The organism is Halorarum sp. SLYT50, from assembly GCF_059821265.1.
Genome location: NZ_CM187555.1, coordinates 2,645,791 through 2,668,581, shown reverse-complemented (window position 1 = coordinate 2,668,581; position 22,791 = coordinate 2,645,791). Strand labels below are relative to the sequence as shown.

Here is a 22,791-nt window from a genome sequence, read left to right as displayed (position 1 = left end):
CGTCGTCACCGCTCGTCCCGTCCGGTTCCCTCCGGGCATGCAGTAACAGTATTACGAGTCCGGACACTATAACAGTTGGTACCACGCCTGCGCGCGGTTTTCCACCCGTCCGGTCGCAGACCTATCGGTGAACGAACGTGTCTGAGCAGTCCATGACGACGCCGTGGGCCGGACAGACGTACTTGCAGTGGCGGTGCTGCATCGACGCGCCGCAGTACGGACACGGGCGCGTCCGTACGTCCCCCGTCTCCGGCTCCTCGCTCTCCCGTACAGCGTCGGCCATGGAGGGGAGTTAGCGGCGACGCACAAGAGCGTTCGGTCGGGCGTCTCCCGCCGGGACGGCGGGGCGGCGTCCCGCGCGAGTGACCGAGGGTACGTGGGGCCGATGGCGCACAAGACGGTCGGTCACGGGGTCGGCCGCGTGTGTGTCACCCGTGCGAACCCGAGGCACGGCTTTTGTGCCTCCGGCCGTAGTACGGGTTATGGATACTCCGACACCGCGTCGCGTACTCGTCGCCGTCGCGTCCGGAGTCGCGGTCGCGGCGGGGACGTTTCTCGTGACGGGGTTCTCGCCCCGCTGGGTCGTCGTCGCGGTCGCACAGACCGTCCTCTATCTCATGCCGGACGCCCTGCTCGCGGCCGGGATTCAGGGGCTGGGCGACCTCGGTCAGCCGCTCCTGCTCGCCGGCGGCGGGGGGCTCGCCGTCGCGCTGTCGCCCTGCTCGCGCTCGGCGCGTTCCGAGCGACGCGGGCGCTCGGTCGGGGGTACGACGAGTCGGTGTTCGCCGTGGGCGTCGCGCAGGCGCTGGTCGCGTTCGCGCTCACCGTGGCTCCGCTGCCGGCGCTCGTCGGCGCGTCTGCGGCGGCCTGGTCGCCGCGCTCGGCGGGCGGGGAATGACCGACGGGGTCGACGTCCCCCGGCGGAACCTCCTCCGCTCGGCGGGGGTCGCCGCGGCGACGCTCGGTCTCGCGGGCGTGTTCGGTCTCCGGCACGCCGCCGGGAGCGGCGGGAACGACGACGAGGAACCGGTCGACGACCCGCTGGTGCGGGCGCTGCTCTCGACGGCCGCGGACCGCTCGCTGTCCGTCCCGGACGTCGAGGGGCTGGTGTCGGACGAGTTCTACCAGGTGGACATCAGCACGGCCAATCCCGAGATCGACAGGGAGGAGTGGTCGCTGCGGGTGACCGGTGCGGTCGAGGAGGAGACGGAGTTCGACTTCGCCGACGTCGCCGGCCGGCCGGCCCAGCACCGGTTCGTCTCGCTGCGGTGCGTCGGCGACTCGCTCAACGGCCGGAAGATGGACACCGCGCTGTGGACCGGCGTCCCCGTCATGGACCTCGTCGAGGAGGCGGGCATCCCCGAGGACGAGGCCTGTTGCGTGATGCTCCGCGCCGAGGACGACTACTACGAGGAGTTCCCGCTGGAGGCGCTCCGCGAGGGGTTCCTCGCCTACCGGATGAACGGCCGGGACCTCCCACGCGGGCACGGCTACCCGCTCCGGGCGCTCATCCCCGGTCACTGGGGGGAGATAAACGTGAAGTGGCTGACCGAAATCGAGGTGCTCCGAGAGGAGGCGCTCGGCTACTGGGAGGAGCGCGGGTGGCACGGCACCGGTCCCGTGACGACGGTGGCGAAGATACACGGCGTCGAGACCGAGGGCGGGCGGGTGACCGTCGGCGGGCACGCCTACGCCGGCACCCGCGGCGTCTCGGCGGTCGAGGTGTCGACGGACGGCGGCGAGACGTGGGCGGAGGCGGACCTCTCCGAACCGCTTCCGGGGGCGGTGTCGGCCGACGCAGACCCCTCGGACCCCTCGGTCGTCGACGGCGAGGCGGCCGACGCGTGGCGGATGTGGCGCTACGAGTACGAGGCCGACGGGGAACACGAGGTGGTCGCGCGCGCCGTCGAAGCCGACGGCACCGTCCAGACGGACGACGAACGGAAGCCGTACCCACGCGGGGCGACCGGGTGGGTCTCGCAGACGGTCTCGCCCTGACGCGACCGGAGGAGTTACTAACTCGAAGCGTCCCGTTAGTAACATGGGCGAAGTTATTAACTCCGGCGAGGGAGTTCACAACCGCCGGACGACGTACCTCGGCGTCGCGAGCACCGCCGCGCTGGTGCTCGCGGGGGCGCTCGCGCTCCTCACCGGGCGGACGACGCTGTTCGGTATCGCGTGGGTCGCGTTCCTCGGGATGGCGGTCGGCGGCTGGTTCGGCGGGCGCGCCGCGCGCAGGCACGCCCGGACACTGGTGTGGGGGTACGGGCTCGCCAGCGGCGCGATGGTGACGAGCGCGGCGGTGTTCCTGCTCCCGCAGGCGCTCGGGCAGCACGCGACCTTCGGCGGGTTCGGCGTCGCGCTCGGCCTGCTCGTCGGATTCGCCGCACACACGCTCGGGCACCGGCTGGCGCACATGGACCTCCCCGTCGACCGGACGCTGGCGGAACTCACCGCTCACGCGGTGTCGGCGGGCGCCATCATCGGCGTCATCTACGGCAACATGACGCTCGGTCCGCTGCTCGGCGTCGCCATCGTCTCGCACAAGGGGCCGGCGGGGTACGCCGCGGCGAACCGGTACGTGGGCGGCGGGGGCGACTGGCGCGCCGTCCTGCTCCCCGCCGCCGGCGTCGGCGTCGCCGCGGTCGGCGCGTCGTTCCTCGCGCTCCCCGCCGCCGACCCGGTTCGGGGGGTCGTCTTCGGCTTCGCCACCGGCGTCTTCCTCCACGTCGCGATGGACTTCCTGCCCGAGTGTGAACTCGGGAGCGAGATACACGATTCGCTCGCGTCCGAGGGCGACGCGCACGCGGTCCTCGACCGGATGCGCTCGCACGCCGTCGCCAGCACGGCGCTCGGCGGACTCGCGGTGTTCCTCGGCTGGCTCGTCGTCGCCTGACCGGAGCGGCCGCCGCGCCCGCGTGCCCCCGTGTTTTCCCTCCGTGACGAGACCTGTCGCCGTGAGCGCTCCCCCGACGGATCCCGACCGGCACGAACTCGCGCCGGACCCACCCGAGGGGTACGAGCCGCCGTGGGCGTTCTCGTACCCCGTACTCGCGGTGAACCTGCTCGCCGCGGCCCTCGCGGTCGTCGCGCTCGCCGGGTTCGGCGCGCTCGCGCTCTCGCTGCGCCGGGCCGAGTTCGTCGAGTGGGTCGTCGTCAGCGACACGCCCGACGGAATCGTCCTCGACTTCTCCGGGGCCGTCGTCGCGTTCCTGGCGGGACTGCTCCTCACCGTCCCGCTCCACGAGGGGGTCCACGGCGCGGCGGCGAACGCGCTCGGCTACCGCGTCTCCTACGGCGTCGCCACGAACGTCGGCGGGTTCTACGCCGCCGCGTTCGGGCAGTTCCAGCCCCGCGAGCACCTGTTCCCGGTGGTGCTCGCGCCGCTGGTCCTCCTCGACGCGGTCGGTCTCGCGCTCGTCGCGTTCGCGCCGGTTCCGGTCGCCGCCGCGGCGTTCGGCGGACTCGTCCTCAACACCAGCGGGGCGGCGGGCGACCTGTACGCGACGGTCGTGGCGCTCCGGACCCCCCGGGGACGCTCTTCTACGACGTCGACACGCGCCACTCGTACGTGTTCGAGCCGTCCGAGCGAGTCGAAGAGCGAGGCGCGTGAGTCGAGAGCCGACGGAGCCGAGGCGACGCGGTCCGGCCAGTCGACGCCGCGCGGCGTCGGGCGACCCGCGGTCAACCGAGCCGCCGGAGCTGGACCGAGACGCCGAGCGCCGCGAGCAGGAGCACGGCCAGGTTGAACGCCGCGTGGAACAGCGACCGGTACTCGGCGGCGACCCAGCGGTCGATGGTGCTCCCGGCGGCGAGGTAGAACCGGAGGCCGGCGACCAGCGCCAGCAGGACCAGCCCCGCGAGGACCGCGTAGTTCAGGTAGCGGCGCAGGTCGCGTGAGGTGGACTCGCGGTCGTCGGTCTCGTCGGTCTCGTCTGTCGCGTCACTCGCGTCCGTCGTGGACGGCATCTGCTCGGACTGTCGTGCGGTGTCTGTGTCGGTCATCGGGTCGTCCTCCGTGCGAGGAGCGCCGCCGTGAGGAGGGCCACGGCGGCGAGCCCGGCCGTGAAGCCGGGTGTCTGCGCGCCCGTCGTCCCGCGGGCGGGCTCTTCCGTCCGCTCCGGACCGTCGCCGCCGCCCGCGAAGTCGCTCACCTCGAACTCGACCTCGCGCTCCGTCTCGTTGGCCGCGATGCGCTCGGTCGGATCGAGGTTGGCGACCGAGCGGGCGGTGTCGACGAGGACGCCGTCCTTGTACAGCGCGGCGTCGACGTAGTAGTTGTACTCCGACGGCACCGTTAGCGTCGCCGTCGCGTCCTCCGTCCGGCCCGGTCGAATGGTGCCCACGTCCGCGTCCGCGCGGGCGGCGACGAGGTTCGACTCGGCCTGCCGGAGGATGAACTCGACGCGGAGGTCCTCGCTGGGCGCGTCGCCGCCGTTCGTCAGCGACGCCGCGACGCGCAGCGTCGTGCGGTTGTCCTCGACCGAGTCGACGGACACCGCGAGCGGCGGGACGGCGTCGCTCTCGGTGAAGCGAACCGCGGTCCGGGCGTACGCCGGGACCAGCGCCTCCATCCCCGACACCTGCCGTCGCTGGCTGTCGACGACCTCCCCGTCGCGGAACACGGTGGTCTCCACGACGTACCCGCCCTCGCGCGCCACGCGGACGGTGGCGTTGACGGGGACGCTCCGGTCGCCCTCCAGCGTCCCGAGGCCGACCGTCTCCTCGGCCGTCAGGAGCCCCGACTCCGCGTCGTACGCGCGGAAGCGGACCGAGACGTTGTGCGCGGGGTTGCCGCCGTGCCGGACTCGCGTCTGCAGGTCGAGTTCGGCGGTCGCACCGCCCACCTCGCCGTGCGAGATGGCCACGGGTTCTGCGACGCGGACGGGCCCGGGGCGGAGGGGTTCGTCGGCGGGCGCCGCGATGACGCCCGGGGCGACGACCGCTCCGAGGAGGGCGACGGCGAGCACGGCCAGCGCCGCACCCGCCAGGTATCGTTCGCGGGGCATACCGCTCGGTTTCTACGAGCCGACTAAATGCTTTGTGTGCGCACGGTCCGGAGTGAGCCAAAAGCGGGCGGTTCGGAGCGACCGCGCGCGGCGCGCGGCTACAGTCGCGCGTCGAGGAACGCGACCTGCTGGGCGACGAGTTCGTCGAACCGGACGGTGTACGCGTCGAAGTGGCCCATCGGAACGCGCAGCAGCGAGGCGTCGGGGAGTTCGTCGGCGAGCGTCTCGACGGAGTCGTACGGGACGACGTCGTCGTTCGTCCCGGCGACGAGGAACGCGGGGCACGTCACCTTCGCGGCGTCGCTCGCGGGATTGTACCGGGGGAGCGCGAGGAACGACCGCGCGCGGGTCCGGTTCTCGAACCGGGACTCCCGGGGGACGAGCGAGAGGTAGCCGTCCTTCGCGCCGGGCGCGTTCAGCGCCGCGAACTCGTCGGGGTCGCCGTACACCTTCACGTGGTGCGGGCGGTCGACGAGTCCGCCGACCCGGTCGCGCACGCCCGCGAGGAACGCCCGCAGTTTCCCGACGATGCCGTGCGTGCCGAGCAGCGACCGTCCGCTGGCGAGCGGCATCTGCGCGAGCAGGACGTCCACGTCCGTCCGCTCGGCCGCGAGCGTGAGCGCGTAGCCGCCGGAGAGCGCCGTCCCCCACAGGACCCGCTCGGATCCGACGGCGTCGACCGTCCGCAGGCGGTCGAGCGCGGCCCGCCAGTCGTCTAGCTGGCGACCCGGCAGGACGAGCGGGTCGCCCGCCGAGGGGCCGAACCCGCGGTAGTCGAACACGAACGCGGCGTACCCCGCGGCGGCGAACGACTCCGCGTACCGCGGGAGTCCGAACGACGCCTCGGCGGCGTAGCCGTGCGCCATGACGACCGCCGGCGGGTCGTCGGCGTCGGCCGGCAGGTACAGCGTGCCGACGCAGCGGTCCCCCTCGACGTCGAACCCGACCTTCCGGGTGGCGAACGCCTCCCGCGACGGCCGGTCGACGTCGACGGACGCGAGGGTCGGTCGGCGCTCGGTCATCGCTCGTCGGCCCCGCGGTCCGCGGCCTCGGCGCTGGTTCCGTTCGTTCGACGTGTCGTCTCCCGCGGCGCGTCGTCGGTCATGCACTCGGATACCGTAGCCGGTGACTTACCGGTTCCGGGGGACGCGAGAATCGGGCGGCGGGGAGACGGCGGGCGTCCGAGAAACCATGTCAGAGGCACGTGCACCCACCGTTCCGTCGCCACGAGACAGTGGGGGGGCTCGATACTTAACCGCTCGGTGAAGCGACGTTCACTTCACGTCACGGAGCGAAAACGACCGGTCGCGACCCGTCGATAACCGAGTGACTGGAGCGGGACGGAGGGAATAGCTACCATCGTCGGTTAGCTATAATAACTGCGGCCGGCTCCGGTCGCTGCCGACTCGCGGTCCTCGGAGACCGCTCGGCGGTGGGTGGACCGCTCCGCGGTCGGACCGGGTCACCGCCGGCCGAACAGTCGCTCGCGTAGCGACCGCGAACGGGCGCGCTCGGCCATGATGACCGAACAGTCCACGTCGTCGACCACCTCCATCGCGAGCGCGCCGCTGAACAGTCGAGAGAGCAGGCCGCGCTCGGTGGCTCCGAGCACGAGCAGCGAACAGTCGGCCGCCGCCGCCTCGATGGCCGCCTCCACGTCGCCCGTCTCGACGACGAGTTCGGCGTCGCCGAGGCCGTGAGCGTCCGCCCACTCCGCGAGGAACGACTCGCCCGCCTCGCGGTCCTCCGGGTCCGCAACCACGTGGAGCAACCGGACCGTCGAGCCGTACGCGTCCCGCAGGGTTCGAGCCGTCTCCGCCGAGAGGTCCGAGTCGGGACCGCCCGCGGTCGGCACGAGTACGCGCTCGGGGTCGAACCCGCGGTCGCGCAACACGAGGAAGTCGCACGGGAGGTCCTCGGTCAACTCGTCCATGGCCGTCTCGACGCGCCCCGGCGAGCCGTGGCCGTCCGATCCCCAGCCCATCACGACGAGGTCGGCCCGGTGGTCGCGTGCGGCGTCGAACACCTCCTCGAACGACTCGTGAGAGATGACCGTCCGTGTCTCGACGGGGACGCCCAGTTCCTCGGCGTCGACGCGGGCGCGACGCAGGAGTTCGCCGGCGTAGTCGTCGAAGCTGTCGACGTGGTCGGCCGCGTACGCCAGCGCCGTCTGGTCCGGCACCGAGACGATGTGGACCGCCTCGAGGACGCCCCCCCGTTGGTCCGCGATGGCCGCCCCGAGACGGACGAGGTCCCGTTCGTGCTCCGGGTTGGCGAGCGGCACCATCACGCGGAAATCACCCCCGTCCGGCTGGACGGACGCGGCGGCCGACACCGCCACGTCGGGCATCCGGTCGGACCGCGAGAGGACGTACTCGGAGAGCACTCCGCTGGTGGTCGTCCGCGTCCGGGCGTACGCCAGGTACCAGACCACGCCGCCGGCGACGAACGCGAGCGCGAGCAGAATCTCGGTGCGGTCCATGAACGCGATGAGGCCGAACGACGTGACCGCGCCGAGCGCGGGGACGACGGGGTAGAACGGCACCTCGAAGTCGGGGTCGTACTCCTCGGCGTCCGACTCCCGCATGACGATGAGCGCCAGGTTCAGCAGGCCGTACACGATGAGGTGGAGGACGCTCCCCGCCTTGGCGAGCGTCTTCACCTCTCCGACGACGATGAACAGGAGGATGAGTCCGCCGGTGATGGCGATGCTCCGGTACGGGGTCGAGAACCGCGGGTGTACCTCGTTGAGCGCCGCGCTGACCAGCCTGTCGCGTCCCATGGCGAAGTTGATCCGCGAGGAGGCGAGGATGGAGGCGTTCGCCGACGAGGCGGTCGCGAGCAGTCCGGCGAACGTCAGGAGACCGACGCCGAGCGCCGCCACGCCGACGCTGCCGAACGCGATCTCCGCCACGTCGAGCACCGGGGTCGTAGTGAACTCGGGGGCGAGCTGTCGCCAGTTCACGACGCCCATCAATACGACCATGATGATGGCGTACATCACGGTGACGATGACGACGCTTCCGACGACCGCGAGCGGGAGGTTCCGCCCCGGGTTCTTGAGTTCCTCCGCGACCGTCGTTATCTTCGCGAACCCCAGGAACGAGACGAACACCAGCCCGGTCGCGGGCAGCACCGCGGCCGCTCCTCCGGTCTCCCCCGGGAAAAGCGGGCGGAGCGTCGAGAGGTCGGCCTGGAGCGCGCCGAGCGCCGAGAACACCGTCAGGATGGCCACGAGCGCGACGACGATGAACACCTGTAGCCGACCGGTCTCCTTCGCGCCGACGTAGTTGACGCCGACGAACACCGCGCCGGCCGCGAGCGCGCCGACCTGGAACGGCGTGAGCGTGAGCACGCCCAGCGGAACCGCCGGGATGGGGAGGAACGTCGCGAGGTACTCGCCGAACCCGAGCGTGTAGAACGCCGACGCGAACGCGAGCCCCATCCAGTTGCCCCACCCGGCGATGGAGCCGAACAGCGGGCCGAGCGCGTGGTTGACGTAGTAGTACCCGCCGCCGGCCTTCGGCATCGCCGTCCCGAGTTCGCTCGCCGAGAGGGCCGTGAACAGCGAGATGACGCCGCCGATCACGAACGAGAGCGCGACCGCGGGACCCGCCGCCGCCGCCGCCTGCCCGGGAAGGACGAAGATGCCCGCGCCGATCATCGTCCCCACGCCGATGGTGAGCGCCGAGAGGAGACCGAGGTCCTTGGCGAGTTCCTCGTCGCTCACGGCGACCACCGCCGCTGGCGGGAGGTGCGAGCGGAGCGAGCGGACGCGAGCGGGCGGACGGACGGAGGCGAGAAGGGGGGGTCGAACGACGCGGGAGCGCGGGCGGAGGCAGCGACCGACTCACGTTCCTCCACCGCCCTCGGGGTGCGGGAGGCTCACGACGGGGAGGGGTGACTCCGTCACGAGCGAGAGCGTCACGTCGCCGCTGAGGAACCGGACGATTCGACCGCCCGACCGGGGCACGAACACGACGGCCGAGGCGCCCGTCTCCGCGGCCGCCTCGACGATGCCGTCCACGACGTCGGTGTGAAAGACCGTCCGCGTCTCCACGTCGGCGTCGGGGAGCGCGTCGGCGAACGCGTCGAACGTCTCGGCCGCGACGCCCTCGCGCTGTTCGACGCCCGCCTTGTCGGGCGCGCCGCCCGCCTTCTCGATGACGTGGACGACCGAGATGTGGCCGATGCCGTCGGTGTACGGGGCGAGCGCGCGAGCGGTGTCGCGCGCGTCCCCCTCCGAGGCGACGGGGACGACGACGCGCTCGAACAGCGACGAACTCACGGCCGACCTCCGGCCGGAGCGGTCGGACGCTGGCGCGTGCGGTCGCCGGGTGACGCCGTCGGATGGGGTCGCCGACTCATAGCGGTCACACGGACGGCGTCGGATTAAGTTGTTCGTCCTGACCGGCCGTCGTCGCCCGGTCCGGTGGCCGCCGGCGACCGTGGTCGTCGGCCCTACCGGCCGAACAGCCGACGGAGCTGTGAGGTGATGCCGAGATTCTTCTTCGCCATGATGACGGTGCCGGACGCCTCACGGCCGACCTCCTCCGGGACGGTGCCGAACACGAGTTGCTGGAGCAGCCCCTCCCGGGTCGCGCCGATGATGGTGAGGTCGTGCGCCTCCGACCGCTCGACGATGGCGGCGGTCACGTCGTCTGACTCGACGACGGCCGAGGTGACGCGTCCCTCGGGGAAGTGCGCGCTCGTCTCGGTCAGCGTCGCCTCGGCGCGCTCCCGCTCCCGTCCGCCGGCGCCGGAGTCGACGACGCGGAGCAGTTCCACCTCCGCGCCGTTCGCGTCCGCGATGGCGCGCGCTACCTCGGCCGCGTAGTCGGCGTGGGGACCGCCGGCCGTCGGCACGAGTACGGAGTCGAGCGAGCCGGCGGTCGTCCGGCCGTCCTCGCCGATTCGCTCGACGAGCACGTCGCAGGGCGCGTTCTGCGTCACCTCGTCGACGATTGAGCCGAGGACGACTTCCCGACGACGGCCGCGATGAGGAACGCGACGATGGCCATCGCGCCCACGTCGCTCACCGCGAGGCCCGAGAGGACGAAGATGCCCGCCGCGATCATCGTCCCGACGCCGAGAGCCACCGCGCCCACGATGCCGATGTCCCGGTCGAGTTCCGTCTCGACGCCGGCCGCTCCCGGCCCGTCACCGCCCGAAGAACCGCTCATTGCCCGCCGTTCGACCGGCCCTGTTAAAGTCTCGGCGGCCCCGACCCGGAGCGTCCGAACCCGGTAACCGCCCGACTCGACGGCGTTATCTGACGTCGTCGATAGACACCGTGCCGCTGATGTCCGCGGCGACCCACCCGGTGTCCGGCGCCTCCGGGTCGTACACCGTCACCGACGCGGGCGATTCGCCGTCGTCGAACAGGTAACTGAGGTGGAACTCCGGAAACTGCTCCAGCGGTTCGTCCGCCCCCGTGTGCGCCTCCGTCGTGCTCATGGCTCCACTGCCGACGCCACTCTACTTGAACGTACGCCGCCGCCTCTCGCGGGTGAGAACGCACCCTAACTACGGAGTAACTATTCGGAGACAACCGAACGCCACGAGAGAACGAAGTGGCCGGAAGGGCCGCGCGGCGGCCGGTCAGTCGCCGCCGCCGAAGACCTGGCGCATCATCGGGTGCATCTCCATGAGCTGTTCCTCCGCGATCTCCTCGTACAGTTTGTACGTGATGGAGACCGTGAGCAGCAGCCCCGTGCCGGAGACGCCGCCGATGGTGCCGAGCATGTTCGCCATCACGGCGAGCAGCCCGACCAGCGCGCCACCGATGACGGTGACCTGCGGGATGTACCGCTCCATCACTTTCTCGATGACCTGCGGGTTCCGCCGGAAGCCGGGTATCTGCATCCCCGAGTTCTGAATCTGCTGGGCGGTGGACTCGGGGCCCATCCCGGTCGTCTCGACCCAGAAGATGGCGAAGATGGCGCCGCCCACGACCATGACCGTCAGGTCGATGAGCACGCGCAGCGCGATGTCCGCCGGGTCGCCCGCGGGGGCGTACACGAACCACATCCAGTCCTGTCGCTGCTGGATGGGCGCGAGGTAGTAGAACAGCCCGCCGACGGGCTGCCCCTGCGAGTAGACACCGAGCCAGTCGGGCATCCCCGCGTCGCCGAGTTGCGAGTAGAGAATCTGCCCGAGGAACTGGACGTTCGCCTGGAGCGCACGCACGAGAATCATCGGCAGGACGCTCGCGTAGATGAGCTTCACCGGGAAGCGCCCGCGCGCGCCCTTGACGCGCGCGTGGCTCAGCGGAATCTCGACGCGCACGCTCTCGGCGTACACGACGACGGCGAAGATGAACAGCGTCGTCGCCATCGCGAGCAGGCTCCCCGGGTCGAACAGGAGCGCCTCGATGAGCGACCCCTCGAGTTCGATGCTGCCGGTGATGATGCCGACCCACGCCGGGAAGAACCCGGTGATGCCCGCGAGCGACTGCGTGGCGAACAGGCCGGCGACGAGCTGTTGGCTCACCGATGCGATGATGAACAGCCCGATACCGGAGCCGACGCCCCACTTCGAGATGACCTCGTCCATGAACAGGATGAGGATGCCGCCCACGGCGATCTGCGCGAAGATGAGCGTCTTCACGCCGAGCACCGCCTCGCGCGACCCGAAGACGGCCGCCGCCACCTCGCGGCTCGCCGGGAGGTACCCTCCTGCGAAGACCATCGGCAGCCCCGTCAGACAGATCATGGCGAGGACGAGTAGCTTCTGGAGGCCCTGGTACAGCACCTGGTCGCGCGGGTCGTCGGTGTCGAGTCCGAGCAGGTTCGCGCCGCCCAGCAACTGCAGCACGATGCTCGCCGTGACGATGGGGCCGATACCCAACTGGAGGATCGACCCGGTCGACCCGGCGAGTATCGAGCGGAACTGTCCGTAGAAGTCACCGCCGGCCGTCTGCGTCTGCAGGCCGAACAGCGTGACGTTCGTGAGGAAGAAGTACAGCACGAGGACCCCCGCGGTCCATCCCAGTTTGCGTCTGAACGGGACGTGACCCTCCGGTCGGGTGACCGAGGGCATCCGCGTGAGTACCGGTTCAGCGGCCTCCTTCCAGCTCATTAGTTACGCCTCGTCCTCGTCGGAATTAGAATCTTCCGCTTCGGCGCGCTCCTGTGCGCGCTCGGTGAGCGAGACGGAGCCGCCCGCCTCCTCGATGAGTTCGCGCGCCTCGTCGGTGAACGCGTCGGCCGTGACGTGCAGTTCGCCCATCACGCGACCGTTCCCGAGCACCTTCACCACGTCCGCCTCGTGGCCGTCCTCGGCCACGTCGCGCGCGTCGAGGCGGTAGCCGTCGCCGTCCTCCTCGGCGAGGCCCTCCGCGGCGAGCAGCGCCGCGTCCTCGTCGAGTTTCTGGACGGTGACCTCGACGACGTCGTCCTGGACGGACGGGGGGCGCGTGAAGCCGTGTTTGCCGAGCGGACCGTAGAGGATGCGCTCGTGCTTCTTCCGCCCGGCGCGGCCGCGGCCGCCGCGGTGGCCGGCGCCGCGCCGGTTCTTGTGGCTGCCGCCGCCGTGCGTCCGGCTGCCGCGCTGGCGTCGCTTCTTGTTCGTCATCAGCGCATCGCCCCCAGCAGGCCGTCGATGTCGTCGTGGTGACCGAGTTCGCCACCGTTCTTCGTCGCGTGCTTGATGCCCCGGTGACCCTTGCGCGGCGGGTGGAGCCGCAGCGCCGGGGAGAGTCCCTGCTCGCGCAGCGTGGTCTCCTCGTCGACGAGCGCCGACGCCAGCGCGTCGACGTCGTCGTAGTCGGTCTCTTCGGCGACCCAGTCGTCGTCGACGACGGCGGTGCCCTCGAGCGGTTCGCTGCGCGTCCGGAGCAGGGTCGCGACCGTCTCGGCCGACGGCTCGCCGAAGGCCACGAAGTCGTTGACCTTGGCGATCATGCCCCGGTACGTGTCCTCCTCGGGCACGAGCGTCGCGTGGTTGACCGCGTGGAGGTTGAGCATCTTCAGGGTGTCCCGCTGGGCGCCGGACATGTCCACCTCGCCGCGGAGCTGGACGACCGCCTGCATCACTCGGACACCTCCTGGCCCTGACTCCGGCTCTGTCCGTCGCTTCGCGCCTCCTGCTGGACGCGCCGCGCCCGGTCGGGCGTGCGCGCCTGCGAGGCGTTCTGGAGCGCGTTGAACGTCGCCTTCGCCAGGTTCACCGTGGTGCGCGTGTTGCCGTTCGAACTGGTCCAGGCGTCCTGGACGCCCGCGAGTTCGAGGATGTTGCGCACCGTCTCCGCGGCGGCGAGTCCCAGCCCCTGCGGGGCCGGGCGAATCTCCACCTCGACGGAGCCCGCCTTCCCCTTCGCGGTCCGGGTGAGCGAGTTGACCCCGCCGGCGGAGTCCTCCCACGACCCGGAGCCGCGGTCGACGCTGATGACGTTCAGCTTCGCCACCTCGATGGCCTTCTGGATGGCCCCGCCGACCTGGTCGTCGCGGGCCTCGGCGTAGCCGAGGTAGCCGTCGCGGTTGCCGACCGCACAGGCACACCGGAACTTCACCCGGCGCCCGGAGTCGGTCATCCGCTGGACCATGTTGATATCGAGCACCTCGTCTTCCAGCCCCGGGAGGAGCTGGTCGACGATTTCGGGCTCCTTCAGCGGGAGCCCAGTGGCGAGCGCCTGGTCCATCGACCCGACGTCCCCGTCCTGTACCATGCGGCCGAGCCGCGTGCGCGGCGTCCAGCCGTCGTTGTTTCGACTCATTTACTCGAAGTCCTCCGTGATCTTCCCCAGCACACCGTCGAAGTGGTCGGGGAGTTCGGTGGCGTCGAAATCACCCGAGTAGAGCGGCTCGTCGAGCGACTCCGCGTACTCGGCGATGTGTTCGCCGCGGTTGCGCGGCCACTCGGCCAGCACGTCCTCGTTGTGGGGGATTTCGAGCCCCGCGTCGATCGCACCTTCCTGTACAGCGAACGTCTTGTTGCCCGGCGTCGCCGTGTTGAGACCGATGTCGAGCACGGCCTCTTCGAGGCCGGCCTCCACCGCCCGCAGCCCCGCGAGGTACCCCGTCAGGTACGCGCTGGGGAGGTTGCCCGTGGGGGCCTCCCAGCCGTACTCGACGAGGTCCTCGCTGGACGCGGCCGCGTGCGTCTCGTCACCGTTCGGACCGGGGGTGACCAGCTGCGCCCTGACGTGGCTGTTCGAGGCGCGCGCGACGAGGCGCGGCTTGCCGGATTTCAGCAGGCGCAACCTCTGGTGGTAGTCGGTCCGAACCTCGCGGCGGCGCCGCATCGGCACCTTGTATCGTGGTCCGGTCGCCATTATTGGTCCTCCAGTGTGATGTCGTAGGTGTTCTCTGCGTACGTCTCGAGCCGGCGCACGTCCTCGAACTCCCCGCCGGAGGCCTTGTCGTACAGCTCGCGGTACTGCGAGCGGTCGAGCGGCCCGTCGTCGCGGAGTTCCTTGAGGCGCGCCCGCTGTGCGCGGATGCGCGCGACCCAGTCGTCTTTCGTGTTCTGGCGGCCTCCGGCCTTCCCCTTCCGGGAACCGGGGCCGGTTCGGTGGCCGTACGAACGCTTCTCGTCGCGCTCGCGGGCGCGTCCGCGCGAGTTGGACTTCGCGTCCTCAGCGCGGACGTTGCCCTGTTCGACCTGCTCGCGGATGTCCGCGCGCGTGATGGCGTCCGCCAGTTCGTCCTGTGCCTCTGGGTTGAGCCAGACCCGGCTCTCGCCCACGTCGAGGACGTCTGCGGCGAGCCGGCGCTGTGCGTTCAGGTCTGTCATTGCTCGACCTCCACTTCCTCGTAGGTGGGGTTGAGGACGCGAATCTCGCGGTCCTCGCAGACGTCCTCGATGCGCTCGCGCTTGCGAGCGCCGACGCTCGAGGCGATGCGGACCGCCTCGGTGTCGGCGTCCACACCCTCGAGGTCGTCGGCGTTGTGGACGCGGACCTCCTCGAACCCGCTCGGGTGGAGTCCGCGGGCGGCCTTCGGCGAGCCGTAACCCGCCTCGACCGTGGGACCCTTCCCCTTGATGCCGCGGCGCTGCTTCGAGAGCTGGCCGCGGGGGCGGCGCCACGAGGTGGGCGTCCGCTTCTTCTTGTGGTAGTCCTGCCGGTTGAACTGCGGCGTGGACTCGCGGTGCTTCTGGACGAGCGCGCGAGCCGTCTCGTCGTCCAGGTCGGGCGTCTTGTCCGCGTGCCCGCGTGGACGGAGTTCGGTCTCCCTGTCCTCGTCCTCGGGTCCTCCTCCGCCTCGGCGGCGGACTCGTCCTCCTCGATTTCGGCCTCCGTCTCGGTGTCGACTTCCAGTCCGCCCACGTCCGCCTTGATGCGGGCGGCGAGCGCGTTGCCGATACCCTCGACGTCCGCGAGCTCGCTCTGCGAGGCGGCCTGAACGTCCTCGACGGTCTCGTAGCCGGCCTCGTGGAGCGCGTCGGCCTTCGAGGGACCGACGCCGCTGATGGCTTCGAGGTCCTCGGGCTCGTCGCCGTCGTCGACGACGACCTCCTCGTCCTCGTCGAGTTCCTCGTCGACGCCCGACAGTTGGGCGACGATGTCGGCGGCGAGCGACTCGCTGATGCCCTCGACCTCGGTCAGCTCCTCTGCCGTCGCGGCGCGGAGGTCGTCCACCGACTCGTAGCCGGCGTCCGCCAGCGCCTCGGCCTTCGAGGGACCGACGCCGTCGATGTCCTCTACGGTCTCGATGTCGTCGTGGTCTTCGTCGGCCATCTATCAGGCACCTCCGGTCGGTTTCTCGGTGATGTACACGCCGTCCTGGAAGACGCGCGTGTCCTTGTCCGTCACCCGGGTGAGCTGCTCGATGTTGGCCGCCGTCTGCCCGACGTCCTCCTTCGAGGGACCCGAGAGGGTGATCTCTTCGCCGTCCACCTGTACCTCCGTGTCGCCGCGGATGGCGGCGTGGCGCGGCGCCCGCTCCCCGAGGAAGTTCGTGATGGCGACCTGGTCGCCCTCCACGGAGACGTCCATCGGGAAGTGGGCGTAGAAGACCTCCATCTTGTACTCCCAGCCGTCGGTGACGCCGCGGACCATGTTTCGGACGTGGGTCGCGAACGTCCCGACGGTCGCGCCCGTCTTCCGGTCGGCGCCCTCGGGGTACTCGATGGCGACGGCGTCGTCCTCGACGGAGACGGTCACGTTCGGGTACCACAGGCGGCGCGTCACGGAGCCGCTCGGCCCCTCGACCGTCAGGTCGAGGTGGTCGAGTTCGGCGGACACGTCCTCCGGTAGTTCGATTTCTCGTCGTTCCATTGTTCTATCAGTAGACGTATGCGATTACCTGGCCACCGATGCCCTGCTCGCGGGCGTCGTAGTGGCTCATGACGCCGTGGGAGGTGGTCACGATGAGCGCGCCGTAGTCGCGGGCGGGGAGATACCGCTTCTCCCACCTCTCGTAGCCGTCCGCGCCCACGGAGTACCGCGGCTTCACCGCGCCACACTCGTTGATGGCGCCTTTCAGTTCGACCTCGAACAGGCCGGCCTTCCCGTCCTCGACGTACTCGAAGCCGTCGACGTAGCCGCGGTCGTACAGCACTTCGAGGATGGACCCGACGATGTTCGAGGCGGGCTGGACCGTGTACTCCAGATGACCGACGTTCTCGGCGTTGTTGAGTCCGCCGAGCGCGTCGGAGAGGGGGTCGTTGCCTGCCATAGTTATCGGTACTTGTGGAACCCCATCGAGCGGGCGACCTCGCGGAAGCACTGCCGGCAGAGGTTGATGTCGTACTTGCCGACGAGTCCCTGCTTGCGTCCGCACCGGCGGCACTCGTGTTCCTGCCCGGTGCGCTTCGCCGCGTGCTCGCCCGTCGTCTCGGAGCCCTTCTGCTCGATGTCTGCTTCACTCATTGTCGGTGACCTCCACGTCGAACTCGCGTTCGAGGAACGCGACCGCGTCGTCGACCGTCATCCGGTGACGGCTCGGCAGCGACCGGGTGACCGTGTCCCGCTTGGCGACGCGGTATCCCGGGCGCGTGAGCGCGACCGTCACGTCGAGCCCGTAGATGCCGATGTTCGGGTCGTACTCCTGGCTGGGGAACTCGGTGTGCTCCTCGACGCCGAAGCTGAAGTTCCCCGTGTCGTCGAACTGCGCCCGCCGCAGGTCGACCAGGTCGAGCGCCGTCTCGAGGAACTCGCGGGCGTCCACGTCGCGGAGCGTGACCTTCGCGCCGATGGGGTCGCCCGGCCGGATGTCGAACTCGCCGATGGCGCGTTTGGCCGTCGTGCGAACCGACGTCTGCCCGGTGACCTCCTCGAGGATGTCCTCGGCGTTCGCGAGTTCTCGCCCGCCCTGACCGACGCCCATGTGGACGACGACCTTCTCGATGCGCGGTTCGCGCATCTCGTGGAACTCGGCGTCGCTCTCGCTGCTCTCGCTCGATTCGCTCATCACTCACCCCCCGCGGCGTCGTCCGCCGCGTCGGTGAAGTTCTCGTCGATGACGACGACGTACTCCTCGACCGTCTCGAAGCCCGCGTCGTCCTCGCCGTCGTCCTGACTCACGGTGACGCCGTTCGACCCGGAGCCGGGAGTGACGGTTATCTCCTCGACGGTGCCGATCTCCCCGGCGTGCGCGCCGTCGACGGCGGTCACGAGCGCCCCCTCCTCGTACGGGAAGTGGGCGACGACCTCCTTCGTCTCGTTGTCGACGACCAGCGAGTCCTTGCCGCGGTACTCGCCCTCGTCCGAGCGGAGGGTGGTGCCGTCGTGCAGCGTGTACTGGAACTGCCCGCCGGGCATCTGCTGTTTGCCCGTGACCTTCCCCAGCCGCGAGGAGGCGGCCTCCTCGTCGATGGGACTCAGCGAGAGCCGACCGCCCTCGCCGGGGAAGACGCGGTAGAACTCGCCGCGCTCGGTGAACGCCAAGATGTCGAACATCCCGACCGGACGGGCCTCGTCGGACACCGGCGTCCCGTTGACGAGGACCGAGTCCTGCCCGAGCGCGTAGCGCGCTTCCTTCCGGGAGTCGACGTACCCCAGCACGTCACGGAGGACGATGAGCAGGGGGACGCCCGACTCGCCGTGCGGACCCGCGTCCGCCTTCACGGTGAACGTCTCCTCTTTCCGCTCGACCGGCCACGAGTTCGGGGCCGAGAGTCGTTTCTGGTGTTTCGTCATGTTATGCGGCCTCCTCGTCGGAGTCGAGACGCGCCTCGCGCCGGTCGTCCTCCAGGTCGAGTTCCGTCACGCGAACGTTCGAGGCGTCGAGCGCCCGAGGGGTCTCTTCCCCGTCGGCCTTCTCGATGACGACGTCCTCGACGTGGATGACGGACTCGCGGAGGTCGACCTTGACGACCTCGCCCTCCTCGCCGGCGAAGTCGCCGCGCATGACCTCGACGGTGTCGCCCACGTTGACGCGGACGTTCCGCTGTCCGTACTCCTCGCGGAGGTCGGGCGTGAGGGTGGCGCGGACGAACTTCTGCCGCTCGTGGAGCGGCGCGTCCCGCGTCCGGTTTCGCTGCTTGTGCGGTTGCTCTGTCATACGATCTGCGTCGCGGTGGATGCGATGCTCCCGAAGCGCTCTGCGACCTCGCGCGCGATGGGACCCTTGATCTCGGTCCCGCGCGGCTCGCCGACGTCGTCGATGACGACGGCGGCGTTGTCCGCGAACTTGACGCGCGTGCCGCTGGGGCGACGGATGGGCTTGCGCTGGCGGACGACGACGGCCTCGAGGACCTGTCGCCGCATCTCCGGCGTACCCTTGGTGACCGAGACGGTCACCTTGTCGCCCACGCCCGCTTTGGGGTGGCGATTCTTCGTCCCCGAGTAGCCCGAGACGCTGATGACCTTGAGTTCGCGGGCGCCGGTGTTGTCGGCGCACGCGATGAGCGAGCCCTTCTCGAGGCCCTGCGTGACGTCGGCCTTCAGGGCCTCCATCAGTCATCACCCTCCAGAATCTCGACGACGACGTGTGACTTCGTCTTCGAGAGCGGTCGGGTCTCGGCGATGCGCACCTCGTCGCCGTCCTCGACGTCGAGACACGGCGAGCAGTGCGCGGGGACGCGACTCCGTCGCTTCATGTAGCGGTCGTACTTCGGTACGAAGACGTCGTACTCTCGCTCCACGACGACGGTCTTGTCCATCTCTGTGGAGGCGACGGTGCCCTCGAGCGTCTGCCCGCGCACGGAGAGCGTTCCGTGGAACGGACAGTTCTCGTCGGAGCACGTCTCCTCCGGTTCTGTTGCGTTCAGTCCTAGTGCCATGTCGAATCACCCGCACGTTCCGTGCGGAAGGCGGGTCGTGAGAGCAGTCTGGCCCCATCCACCGTAACGTAGACCGCACCCTCGCAACCGCCCGACTGACCGGCTGTGACCCCGGCAGTATCGTCCTGTCCTCGCCCGACGGCCAGCGTGTCGGGCGACGACGACGGGAGTTCGGATGCGGACCCCGGGGGCTTGCGCGCCCCGGCGGCTTCATTTGTGGGCTGGGGGTTCCCCCCCGTGACGGAATCCGTGGAGTTCTCGGGATTCTCGGAATCCTCGGAACCCGTGAAATCGGTCGGGTCTGTCGACGAAGCGGGGAGCGCGAACACGAACGTCGTGCCCGCCTTCGGTACCCGCTTGTCCCCGTCCCCCGCCGCCCCGTCGCGGGACGGAACGCGGACCGTGAGGGTCCGCTGGCTCTCGGACACGACGCGGCCGGCGATGCCGACGTGGGCGTCGCTGGCGGCGGTGGCCACCCGGACGGGCAGGCCGATGAGTTCGTGTCGCGTGAGCGTCTCGGGGGTCAGGGGCATCGGTCGGTTACTCCTCGTCGACGTCGCCTTCCTCGCGCCGAATCGTCTTGATCCGGGCGATGGTCCGGCGGAGTTCGCCGACGCGACCGGGGTTCTCCGGCGCGCCGCCGGCCGCCTGCACGGCCTTCGCGTTGAGCAGTTCGGTCTCGAGTTCGTCGAGTTCCGACTCGCGCTCGGCCGGCGTCATGTCGCGTATCTCGGCAGGGTGGAGGATGGACATGTTACTCCTCCTCCTCGTCCTCGTCCTCGTCCGCTTCGTCGGTCTCCGAGGCGGCCTCGTCCTCGTCGGATTCCATCTCGGCGACGAGTTCCTCGGCCTCGGCCTCGACGTCCTCGTCGAGGTCCTCGAGTTCCTCCACGTCCTCCTCGTCGGCCCCACCGGGTTCGCCGGTGGCGGCGGCGCCGTCGCCGTCCTCGGTCTCGTCGGCCTCGATGACCTCCTCGACCACGTCCTCGTCGATGACGTCCTCGGGTTCGTCGGTGGGCACGTCGACCTCCTCGTCCTCGCCCACGTCCGGGACCTCCTCGGGTTCCTCCTCGAGGAGGCTCTCGACGCCCTCGTCCGCGGCGGTCTGCTCGACCTCGGGCGCCTCGGCGTCCTCGGCGACCTCGAAGTCGTCGGGCAGCTCCGCGCCCGGCGGGATGATCTTCACCGTGACGCCGATGGTGCCGAGTTTCATGACGGCCACGCCCTGGCCGGTGTCGACGACGTCCTCGGCGGGTTCGCCGTTGTGTTTGATGTAGCCGCGGTTGAACTTCTCGTCGCGCGAGCGGGCGCCGGTGACCTTTCCGTTGAGGTTGATCTCGGCGCCCAGCGCGCCGGCGTCCATGATGCGGTCGATGGTCGTGTGACCCGCCTTCCGGAAGTACCAGCCGCGTTCGAGCGCGTTCGCCAGCCGGTCGGCGACAATCTTCGCGTTGAGGTCGGGTTCGTCGACCTCCTGGACGTCGATCTGCGGGTCGTCCATCTCGAAGCGGGTCTCGAGTTCCGAGGTGATCTTGCGGATGTTCTTCCCGCCCTTCCCGATGACCATTCCGGGTTTCTCGGCCTTGAGCACGATCTGGGTGCCCATCGGCGTCTTGGCGACGTCCATGCCGCCGTAGCCGGCGCGGCCGAGTTCGTCCTCGAAGAACTCGTCGATCTGGCTCCGCTGGAGGCCGTCCTCGATGAACTGGTGTTCGTCCGCCATTACTCTTCGACCTCCGTGAGGATCATCTCGACGTCGACCTGCGGGGAGTTCCACGGGGTCGCGCGCCCCATCGCGCGGGGCTTGCGACCCTGCTGTTCGCCGACCTTGTGGGCGGCGACGTGCATGATCTCCATCTCGTCGGCGTCGAACCCCTGCTCGTCGGCGTTGTTCTTGACGTTCACGATGAGTTTCTGGAAGTCCGCGGCTGCCTTCTCCGGGTAGCGGCCGGCGTCCCAGCCGTCGATGTCGGAGCGGTGGCCCACGCCGGAGTTGTGCTGTCGGAACGGTACGGAGCGCTCCTCGTTGCGGACCGCCTCGAGGTACGCCTCGGCGTCGGCGACCGTCTTGCCCTTTATCTCGCGGGCGATGGCCTTGCTGTGCTTCAGGCTGATCTGCCGTTCGCGGAGCATCCCTCTCGCGCTGGAGTCCGGGTCGGCGTCGACGCTGTAGTTGATTCCCATGGTTGTGTTACTTGAGCGGCACGAACTTCGAGGACCGGGTCGCGCCGATGCCGGCCTGTCCGTGTTCGACGGACGTTCGGGTGAGCTGGAACTCGCCGAGGTAGTGCCCGATCATCTCGGGCTCCACCCGGACGCGCTCGAACGACTGCCCGTTGTAGACGGCGAAGGTGAGGTCGACGAACTCCGGCAGCACCGGCATGTCGCGCAGGTGCGTCCGGACGGGGTCGTTCGCCGACGCCTCCTCGTCGGTCTCGCGGGCGTCCTCCAGCAGCTTCTGCTGCTCGACGCTCAGTCCTCGGGTGATGGTTCGCCGCGTCCGCGCGGGGAGCAGTTCCGCGACCTCGTCGAGGTCCATCTCCTGCAACTCGTCAAGCGTGTGGCCGCGGTAGGTGAACTCGCCCTCGCGACCGGTTCGGTAGTCGGAACTCATTATTTGTTACCTCCACGTCCAGTGCGCTTGGACGCGATGTCGCCGACCTTCCGTCCCGGCGGGGCGTTCCGCGAGACGGACTTCGGCTGGCCGGGGTGTTGCCGGCCGCCGCCGCCGAACGGGTGGTCGACGGCGTTCATCGCCACACCGCGGACGTTCGGCCACTTGGTACCCCGGGCCTTCATCTTGTGATACTTGTTCCCGGCCTTCACGAACGGCTTTTCGGTCCGGCCGCCCCCGGCGACCACGCCGATGGTGGCGCGGGCGTCGGGGTTGAGCCGCTTGACCTCGCCGCTCGGCAACTGGACGACCGCCACGTTGCGGTCGTGGGTGAGCAGCGTCGCGTTCACGCCCGAGGCGCGGGCGAACTTGCCGCCGTCGCCGGGCTTGGACTCGACGTTGCACACCGGAACCCCCTCGGGAATCTCCGCGAGCGGGAGCGTGTTGCCGGGCTTGATCTCCGCCGAGACGCCGACCTGCAGGGTCTCGCCGACCGTGATGCCCTCGGGCGCGAGCACGAGGCGGCGGTCGCCGTCCTCGAACTCCACGTCCGCGAGCGGGGCCGAGCGGGCGGGGTCGTGTTCGATGCCGACGACCTCGCCCGATATCGTGGCGTCGTCCGTCTCGGTCTTCTTGTGCTGCTTGTCGGATTTGTAGCGGTGCGAGGGCGCACGGAACGTGGGCCCGCCGCGGCCGCGTCGTTGTCCCTGAATCCTGCGTCCCATTGTCAGAACACCCCGATGCGCGAGGCCACTTCCTGCGCGTCGTCGTCCTCCGCGAGGGTGACCGTCGCCTTCTTCGTCCCTTTCGGCGTGACCTGCGTGCGGACGTCCTCGACCGTCACGTCGAACTGCGACGCGATGGCCGACGCCACGTCCCGCTTGGTCGCGTCCATCGAGACGATAAACTGGAGTTTGTTCTCGAAGTCCATCTCGTCCATCGCCTTCTCGGTCACGAGCGGGTGGCGGATGACGCTCATCGGCTCTCACCTCCGGTGAG

Annotated in this window: 33 protein-coding genes and 2 pseudogenes; 3 read left to right on the top strand and 32 right to left on the bottom strand. The window is 70.0% G+C overall.

Annotation, left to right across the window (positions count from 1 at the left end; translation table 11 throughout):
- Nucleotides 1-121: 121 nt before the first annotated feature.
- The gene (locus tag AC6RUA_RS13955) at nucleotides 122-283 is read right to left on the bottom strand and encodes an HVO_2523 family zinc finger protein (protein WP_499813606.1); all 162 of its coding nucleotides are present in this window, start codon (nucleotides 281-283) and stop codon (nucleotides 122-124) included.
- A gap of 611 nt (nucleotides 284-894) precedes the next feature.
- On the opposite strand from AC6RUA_RS13955, the gene AC6RUA_RS13950 reads away from it, so the two are divergent.
- From AC6RUA_RS13950 to AC6RUA_RS13940, 3 genes are all read left to right on the top strand, one after another.
- Nucleotides 895-1,998: a molybdopterin-dependent oxidoreductase gene (locus tag AC6RUA_RS13950; RefSeq protein ID WP_499813605.1), complete on the top strand. Its 1,104-nt coding sequence runs from the start codon at nucleotides 895-897 to the stop codon at nucleotides 1,996-1,998.
- Nucleotides 1,999-2,041: 43 nt separating this feature from the next.
- Nucleotides 2,042-2,896, top strand: coding sequence for a ZIP family metal transporter (locus tag AC6RUA_RS13945; protein ID WP_499813604.1), 855 nt, complete (start codon nucleotides 2,042-2,044; stop codon nucleotides 2,894-2,896).
- Nucleotides 2,897-2,957: 61 nt separating this feature from the next.
- Nucleotides 2,958-3,749, top strand: coding sequence for a DUF3267 domain-containing protein (locus AC6RUA_RS13940; RefSeq protein ID WP_499813603.1), 792 nt, complete (start codon nucleotides 2,958-2,960; stop codon nucleotides 3,747-3,749).
- Here AC6RUA_RS13940 and AC6RUA_RS13935 read toward each other — a convergent pair.
- The 31 genes and pseudogenes from AC6RUA_RS13935 to AC6RUA_RS13785 all read right to left on the bottom strand — a co-directional run bounded on the left by AC6RUA_RS13935 (nucleotide 3,685) and on the right by AC6RUA_RS13785 (nucleotide 22,771).
- Entirely contained in the window at nucleotides 3,685-4,005 is a 321-nt protein-coding gene (locus AC6RUA_RS13935; protein WP_499813602.1) for a DUF8060 family membrane protein, read from the bottom strand. The genes AC6RUA_RS13940 and AC6RUA_RS13935 overlap by 65 nt on opposite strands.
- Nucleotides 4,002-5,009, bottom strand: a complete 1,008-nt coding sequence (locus AC6RUA_RS13930) for a DUF7490 domain-containing protein (RefSeq protein ID WP_499813601.1) — start codon at nucleotides 5,007-5,009, stop codon at nucleotides 4,002-4,004. The genes AC6RUA_RS13935 and AC6RUA_RS13930 overlap by 4 nt, the downstream gene beginning before the upstream one ends.
- Before the next feature lie 98 nt (nucleotides 5,010-5,107).
- Nucleotides 5,108-6,031 carry an alpha/beta hydrolase gene (locus AC6RUA_RS13925; protein WP_499813600.1) on the bottom strand — a complete coding sequence of 308 codons (924 nt, stop codon included), beginning with the start codon at nucleotides 6,029-6,031 and terminating at the stop codon, nucleotides 5,108-5,110.
- A gap of 440 nt (nucleotides 6,032-6,471) precedes the next feature.
- Nucleotides 6,472-8,739, bottom strand: a complete 2,268-nt coding sequence (locus AC6RUA_RS13920) for an amino acid permease (RefSeq protein ID WP_499813599.1) — start codon at nucleotides 8,737-8,739, stop codon at nucleotides 6,472-6,474.
- Nucleotides 8,740-8,859: 120 nt separating this feature from the next.
- A complete protein-coding gene (locus tag AC6RUA_RS13915; RefSeq protein WP_499813598.1) occupies nucleotides 8,860-9,297 on the bottom strand; it encodes a universal stress protein in 438 nt (145 codons plus the stop codon).
- 173 nt (nucleotides 9,298-9,470) lie between these two features.
- The gene (locus AC6RUA_RS13910) at nucleotides 9,471-9,962 is read right to left on the bottom strand and encodes a universal stress protein (protein ID WP_499813597.1); all 492 of its coding nucleotides are present in this window, start codon (nucleotides 9,960-9,962) and stop codon (nucleotides 9,471-9,473) included.
- Nucleotides 9,959-10,192 carry a hypothetical protein gene (locus AC6RUA_RS13905; protein ID WP_499813596.1) on the bottom strand — a complete coding sequence of 78 codons (234 nt, stop codon included), beginning with the start codon at nucleotides 10,190-10,192 and terminating at the stop codon, nucleotides 9,959-9,961. Before AC6RUA_RS13905 ends, AC6RUA_RS13910 begins: the two co-directional genes overlap by 4 nt.
- 85 nt (nucleotides 10,193-10,277) lie before the next feature.
- Nucleotides 10,278-10,466, bottom strand: a complete 189-nt coding sequence (locus tag AC6RUA_RS13900) for a DUF7511 domain-containing protein (RefSeq protein ID WP_499813595.1) — start codon at nucleotides 10,464-10,466, stop codon at nucleotides 10,278-10,280.
- Nucleotides 10,467-10,610: 144 nt separating this feature from the next.
- The gene (secY, locus tag AC6RUA_RS13895) at nucleotides 10,611-12,089 is read right to left on the bottom strand and encodes a preprotein translocase subunit SecY (protein WP_499813594.1); all 1,479 of its coding nucleotides are present in this window, start codon (nucleotides 12,087-12,089) and stop codon (nucleotides 10,611-10,613) included.
- A gap of 3 nt (nucleotides 12,090-12,092) precedes the next feature.
- Nucleotides 12,093-12,584 (bottom strand): uL15m family ribosomal protein, encoded by a 492-nt coding sequence (locus tag AC6RUA_RS13890; RefSeq protein ID WP_499813593.1) that lies wholly within the window; start codon nucleotides 12,582-12,584, stop codon nucleotides 12,093-12,095.
- A complete protein-coding gene (gene rpmD / locus AC6RUA_RS13885; RefSeq protein ID WP_499813592.1) occupies nucleotides 12,584-13,042 on the bottom strand; it encodes a 50S ribosomal protein L30 in 459 nt (152 codons plus the stop codon). The genes AC6RUA_RS13890 and rpmD overlap by 1 nt, the downstream gene beginning before the upstream one ends.
- A complete protein-coding gene (locus tag AC6RUA_RS13880; protein WP_499813591.1) occupies nucleotides 13,042-13,725 on the bottom strand; it encodes a 30S ribosomal protein S5 in 684 nt (227 codons plus the stop codon). Before AC6RUA_RS13880 ends, rpmD begins: the two co-directional genes overlap by 1 nt.
- Nucleotides 13,726-14,283, bottom strand: coding sequence for a 50S ribosomal protein L18 (locus tag AC6RUA_RS13875; RefSeq protein WP_499813590.1), 558 nt, complete (start codon nucleotides 14,281-14,283; stop codon nucleotides 13,726-13,728).
- Nucleotides 14,283-14,744 (bottom strand): 50S ribosomal protein L19e, encoded by a 462-nt coding sequence (locus AC6RUA_RS13870; RefSeq protein ID WP_499813589.1) that lies wholly within the window; start codon nucleotides 14,742-14,744, stop codon nucleotides 14,283-14,285. Before AC6RUA_RS13870 ends, AC6RUA_RS13875 begins: the two co-directional genes overlap by 1 nt.
- Nucleotides 14,741-15,423 (bottom strand): annotated as a pseudogene (locus AC6RUA_RS13865) (50S ribosomal protein L32e). The gene AC6RUA_RS13870 and the pseudogene AC6RUA_RS13865 overlap by 4 nt, the downstream one beginning before the upstream one ends.
- Nucleotides 15,424-15,561: 138 nt before the next feature.
- Nucleotides 15,562-15,690 (bottom strand): annotated as a pseudogene (locus tag AC6RUA_RS13860) (helix-hairpin-helix domain-containing protein); the annotation flags it as partial.
- A gap of 3 nt (nucleotides 15,691-15,693) precedes the next feature.
- On the bottom strand, nucleotides 15,694-16,230 hold the full coding sequence (locus tag AC6RUA_RS13855; protein WP_499813588.1) for a 50S ribosomal protein L6: 537 nt from the start codon (nucleotides 16,228-16,230) through the stop codon (nucleotides 15,694-15,696).
- Nucleotides 16,231-16,237: 7 nt separating this feature from the next.
- Nucleotides 16,238-16,630: a 30S ribosomal protein S8 gene (locus AC6RUA_RS13850; RefSeq protein ID WP_499813587.1), complete on the bottom strand. Its 393-nt coding sequence runs from the start codon at nucleotides 16,628-16,630 to the stop codon at nucleotides 16,238-16,240.
- 2 nt (nucleotides 16,631-16,632) lie between these two features.
- The gene (locus AC6RUA_RS13845; protein ID WP_499813586.1) at nucleotides 16,633-16,824 is read right to left on the bottom strand and encodes a 30S ribosomal protein S14; all 192 of its coding nucleotides are present in this window, start codon (nucleotides 16,822-16,824) and stop codon (nucleotides 16,633-16,635) included.
- A complete protein-coding gene (locus AC6RUA_RS13840) occupies nucleotides 16,817-17,365 on the bottom strand; it encodes a 50S ribosomal protein L5 (RefSeq protein ID WP_499813585.1) in 549 nt (182 codons plus the stop codon). The genes AC6RUA_RS13845 and AC6RUA_RS13840 overlap by 8 nt, the downstream gene beginning before the upstream one ends.
- Nucleotides 17,365-18,093 carry a 30S ribosomal protein S4e gene (locus AC6RUA_RS13835; RefSeq protein ID WP_499813584.1) on the bottom strand — a complete coding sequence of 243 codons (729 nt, stop codon included), beginning with the start codon at nucleotides 18,091-18,093 and terminating at the stop codon, nucleotides 17,365-17,367. The genes AC6RUA_RS13840 and AC6RUA_RS13835 overlap by 1 nt, the downstream gene beginning before the upstream one ends.
- A gap of 1 nt (nucleotide 18,094) precedes the next feature.
- Entirely contained in the window at nucleotides 18,095-18,457 is a 363-nt protein-coding gene (gene rplX, locus AC6RUA_RS13830) for a 50S ribosomal protein L24 (protein ID WP_499813583.1), read from the bottom strand.
- A complete protein-coding gene (locus AC6RUA_RS13825; RefSeq protein WP_499813582.1) occupies nucleotides 18,454-18,852 on the bottom strand; it encodes a 50S ribosomal protein L14 in 399 nt (132 codons plus the stop codon). Before AC6RUA_RS13825 ends, rplX begins: the two co-directional genes overlap by 4 nt.
- Nucleotides 18,852-19,178 (bottom strand): 30S ribosomal protein S17, encoded by a 327-nt coding sequence (locus tag AC6RUA_RS13820; RefSeq protein ID WP_499813581.1) that lies wholly within the window; start codon nucleotides 19,176-19,178, stop codon nucleotides 18,852-18,854. Before AC6RUA_RS13820 ends, AC6RUA_RS13825 begins: the two co-directional genes overlap by 1 nt.
- Nucleotides 19,169-19,711 carry a ribonuclease P protein component 1 gene (locus tag AC6RUA_RS13815; protein ID WP_499813580.1) on the bottom strand — a complete coding sequence of 181 codons (543 nt, stop codon included), beginning with the start codon at nucleotides 19,709-19,711 and terminating at the stop codon, nucleotides 19,169-19,171. Before AC6RUA_RS13815 ends, AC6RUA_RS13820 begins: the two co-directional genes overlap by 10 nt.
- A gap of 7 nt (nucleotides 19,712-19,718) precedes the next feature.
- On the bottom strand, nucleotides 19,719-19,931 hold the full coding sequence (rpmC, locus tag AC6RUA_RS13810; protein WP_499813579.1) for a 50S ribosomal protein L29: 213 nt from the start codon (nucleotides 19,929-19,931) through the stop codon (nucleotides 19,719-19,721).
- A gap of 1 nt (nucleotide 19,932) precedes the next feature.
- Nucleotides 19,933-20,901, bottom strand: coding sequence for a 30S ribosomal protein S3 (locus AC6RUA_RS13805; RefSeq protein ID WP_499813578.1), 969 nt, complete (start codon nucleotides 20,899-20,901; stop codon nucleotides 19,933-19,935).
- Nucleotides 20,901-21,362 carry a 50S ribosomal protein L22 gene (locus tag AC6RUA_RS13800; RefSeq protein WP_499813577.1) on the bottom strand — a complete coding sequence of 154 codons (462 nt, stop codon included), beginning with the start codon at nucleotides 21,360-21,362 and terminating at the stop codon, nucleotides 20,901-20,903. Before AC6RUA_RS13800 ends, AC6RUA_RS13805 begins: the two co-directional genes overlap by 1 nt.
- A gap of 7 nt (nucleotides 21,363-21,369) precedes the next feature.
- Nucleotides 21,370-21,792 (bottom strand): 30S ribosomal protein S19, encoded by a 423-nt coding sequence (locus AC6RUA_RS13795; protein ID WP_499813576.1) that lies wholly within the window; start codon nucleotides 21,790-21,792, stop codon nucleotides 21,370-21,372.
- On the bottom strand, nucleotides 21,792-22,517 hold the full coding sequence (locus AC6RUA_RS13790) for a 50S ribosomal protein L2 (RefSeq protein WP_499813575.1): 726 nt from the start codon (nucleotides 22,515-22,517) through the stop codon (nucleotides 21,792-21,794). The genes AC6RUA_RS13795 and AC6RUA_RS13790 overlap by 1 nt, the downstream gene beginning before the upstream one ends.
- Before the next feature lie 2 nt (nucleotides 22,518-22,519).
- Nucleotides 22,520-22,771: a 50S ribosomal protein L23 gene (locus AC6RUA_RS13785; RefSeq protein WP_499813574.1), complete on the bottom strand. Its 252-nt coding sequence runs from the start codon at nucleotides 22,769-22,771 to the stop codon at nucleotides 22,520-22,522.
- Nucleotides 22,772-22,791 lie beyond the last annotated feature (20 nt).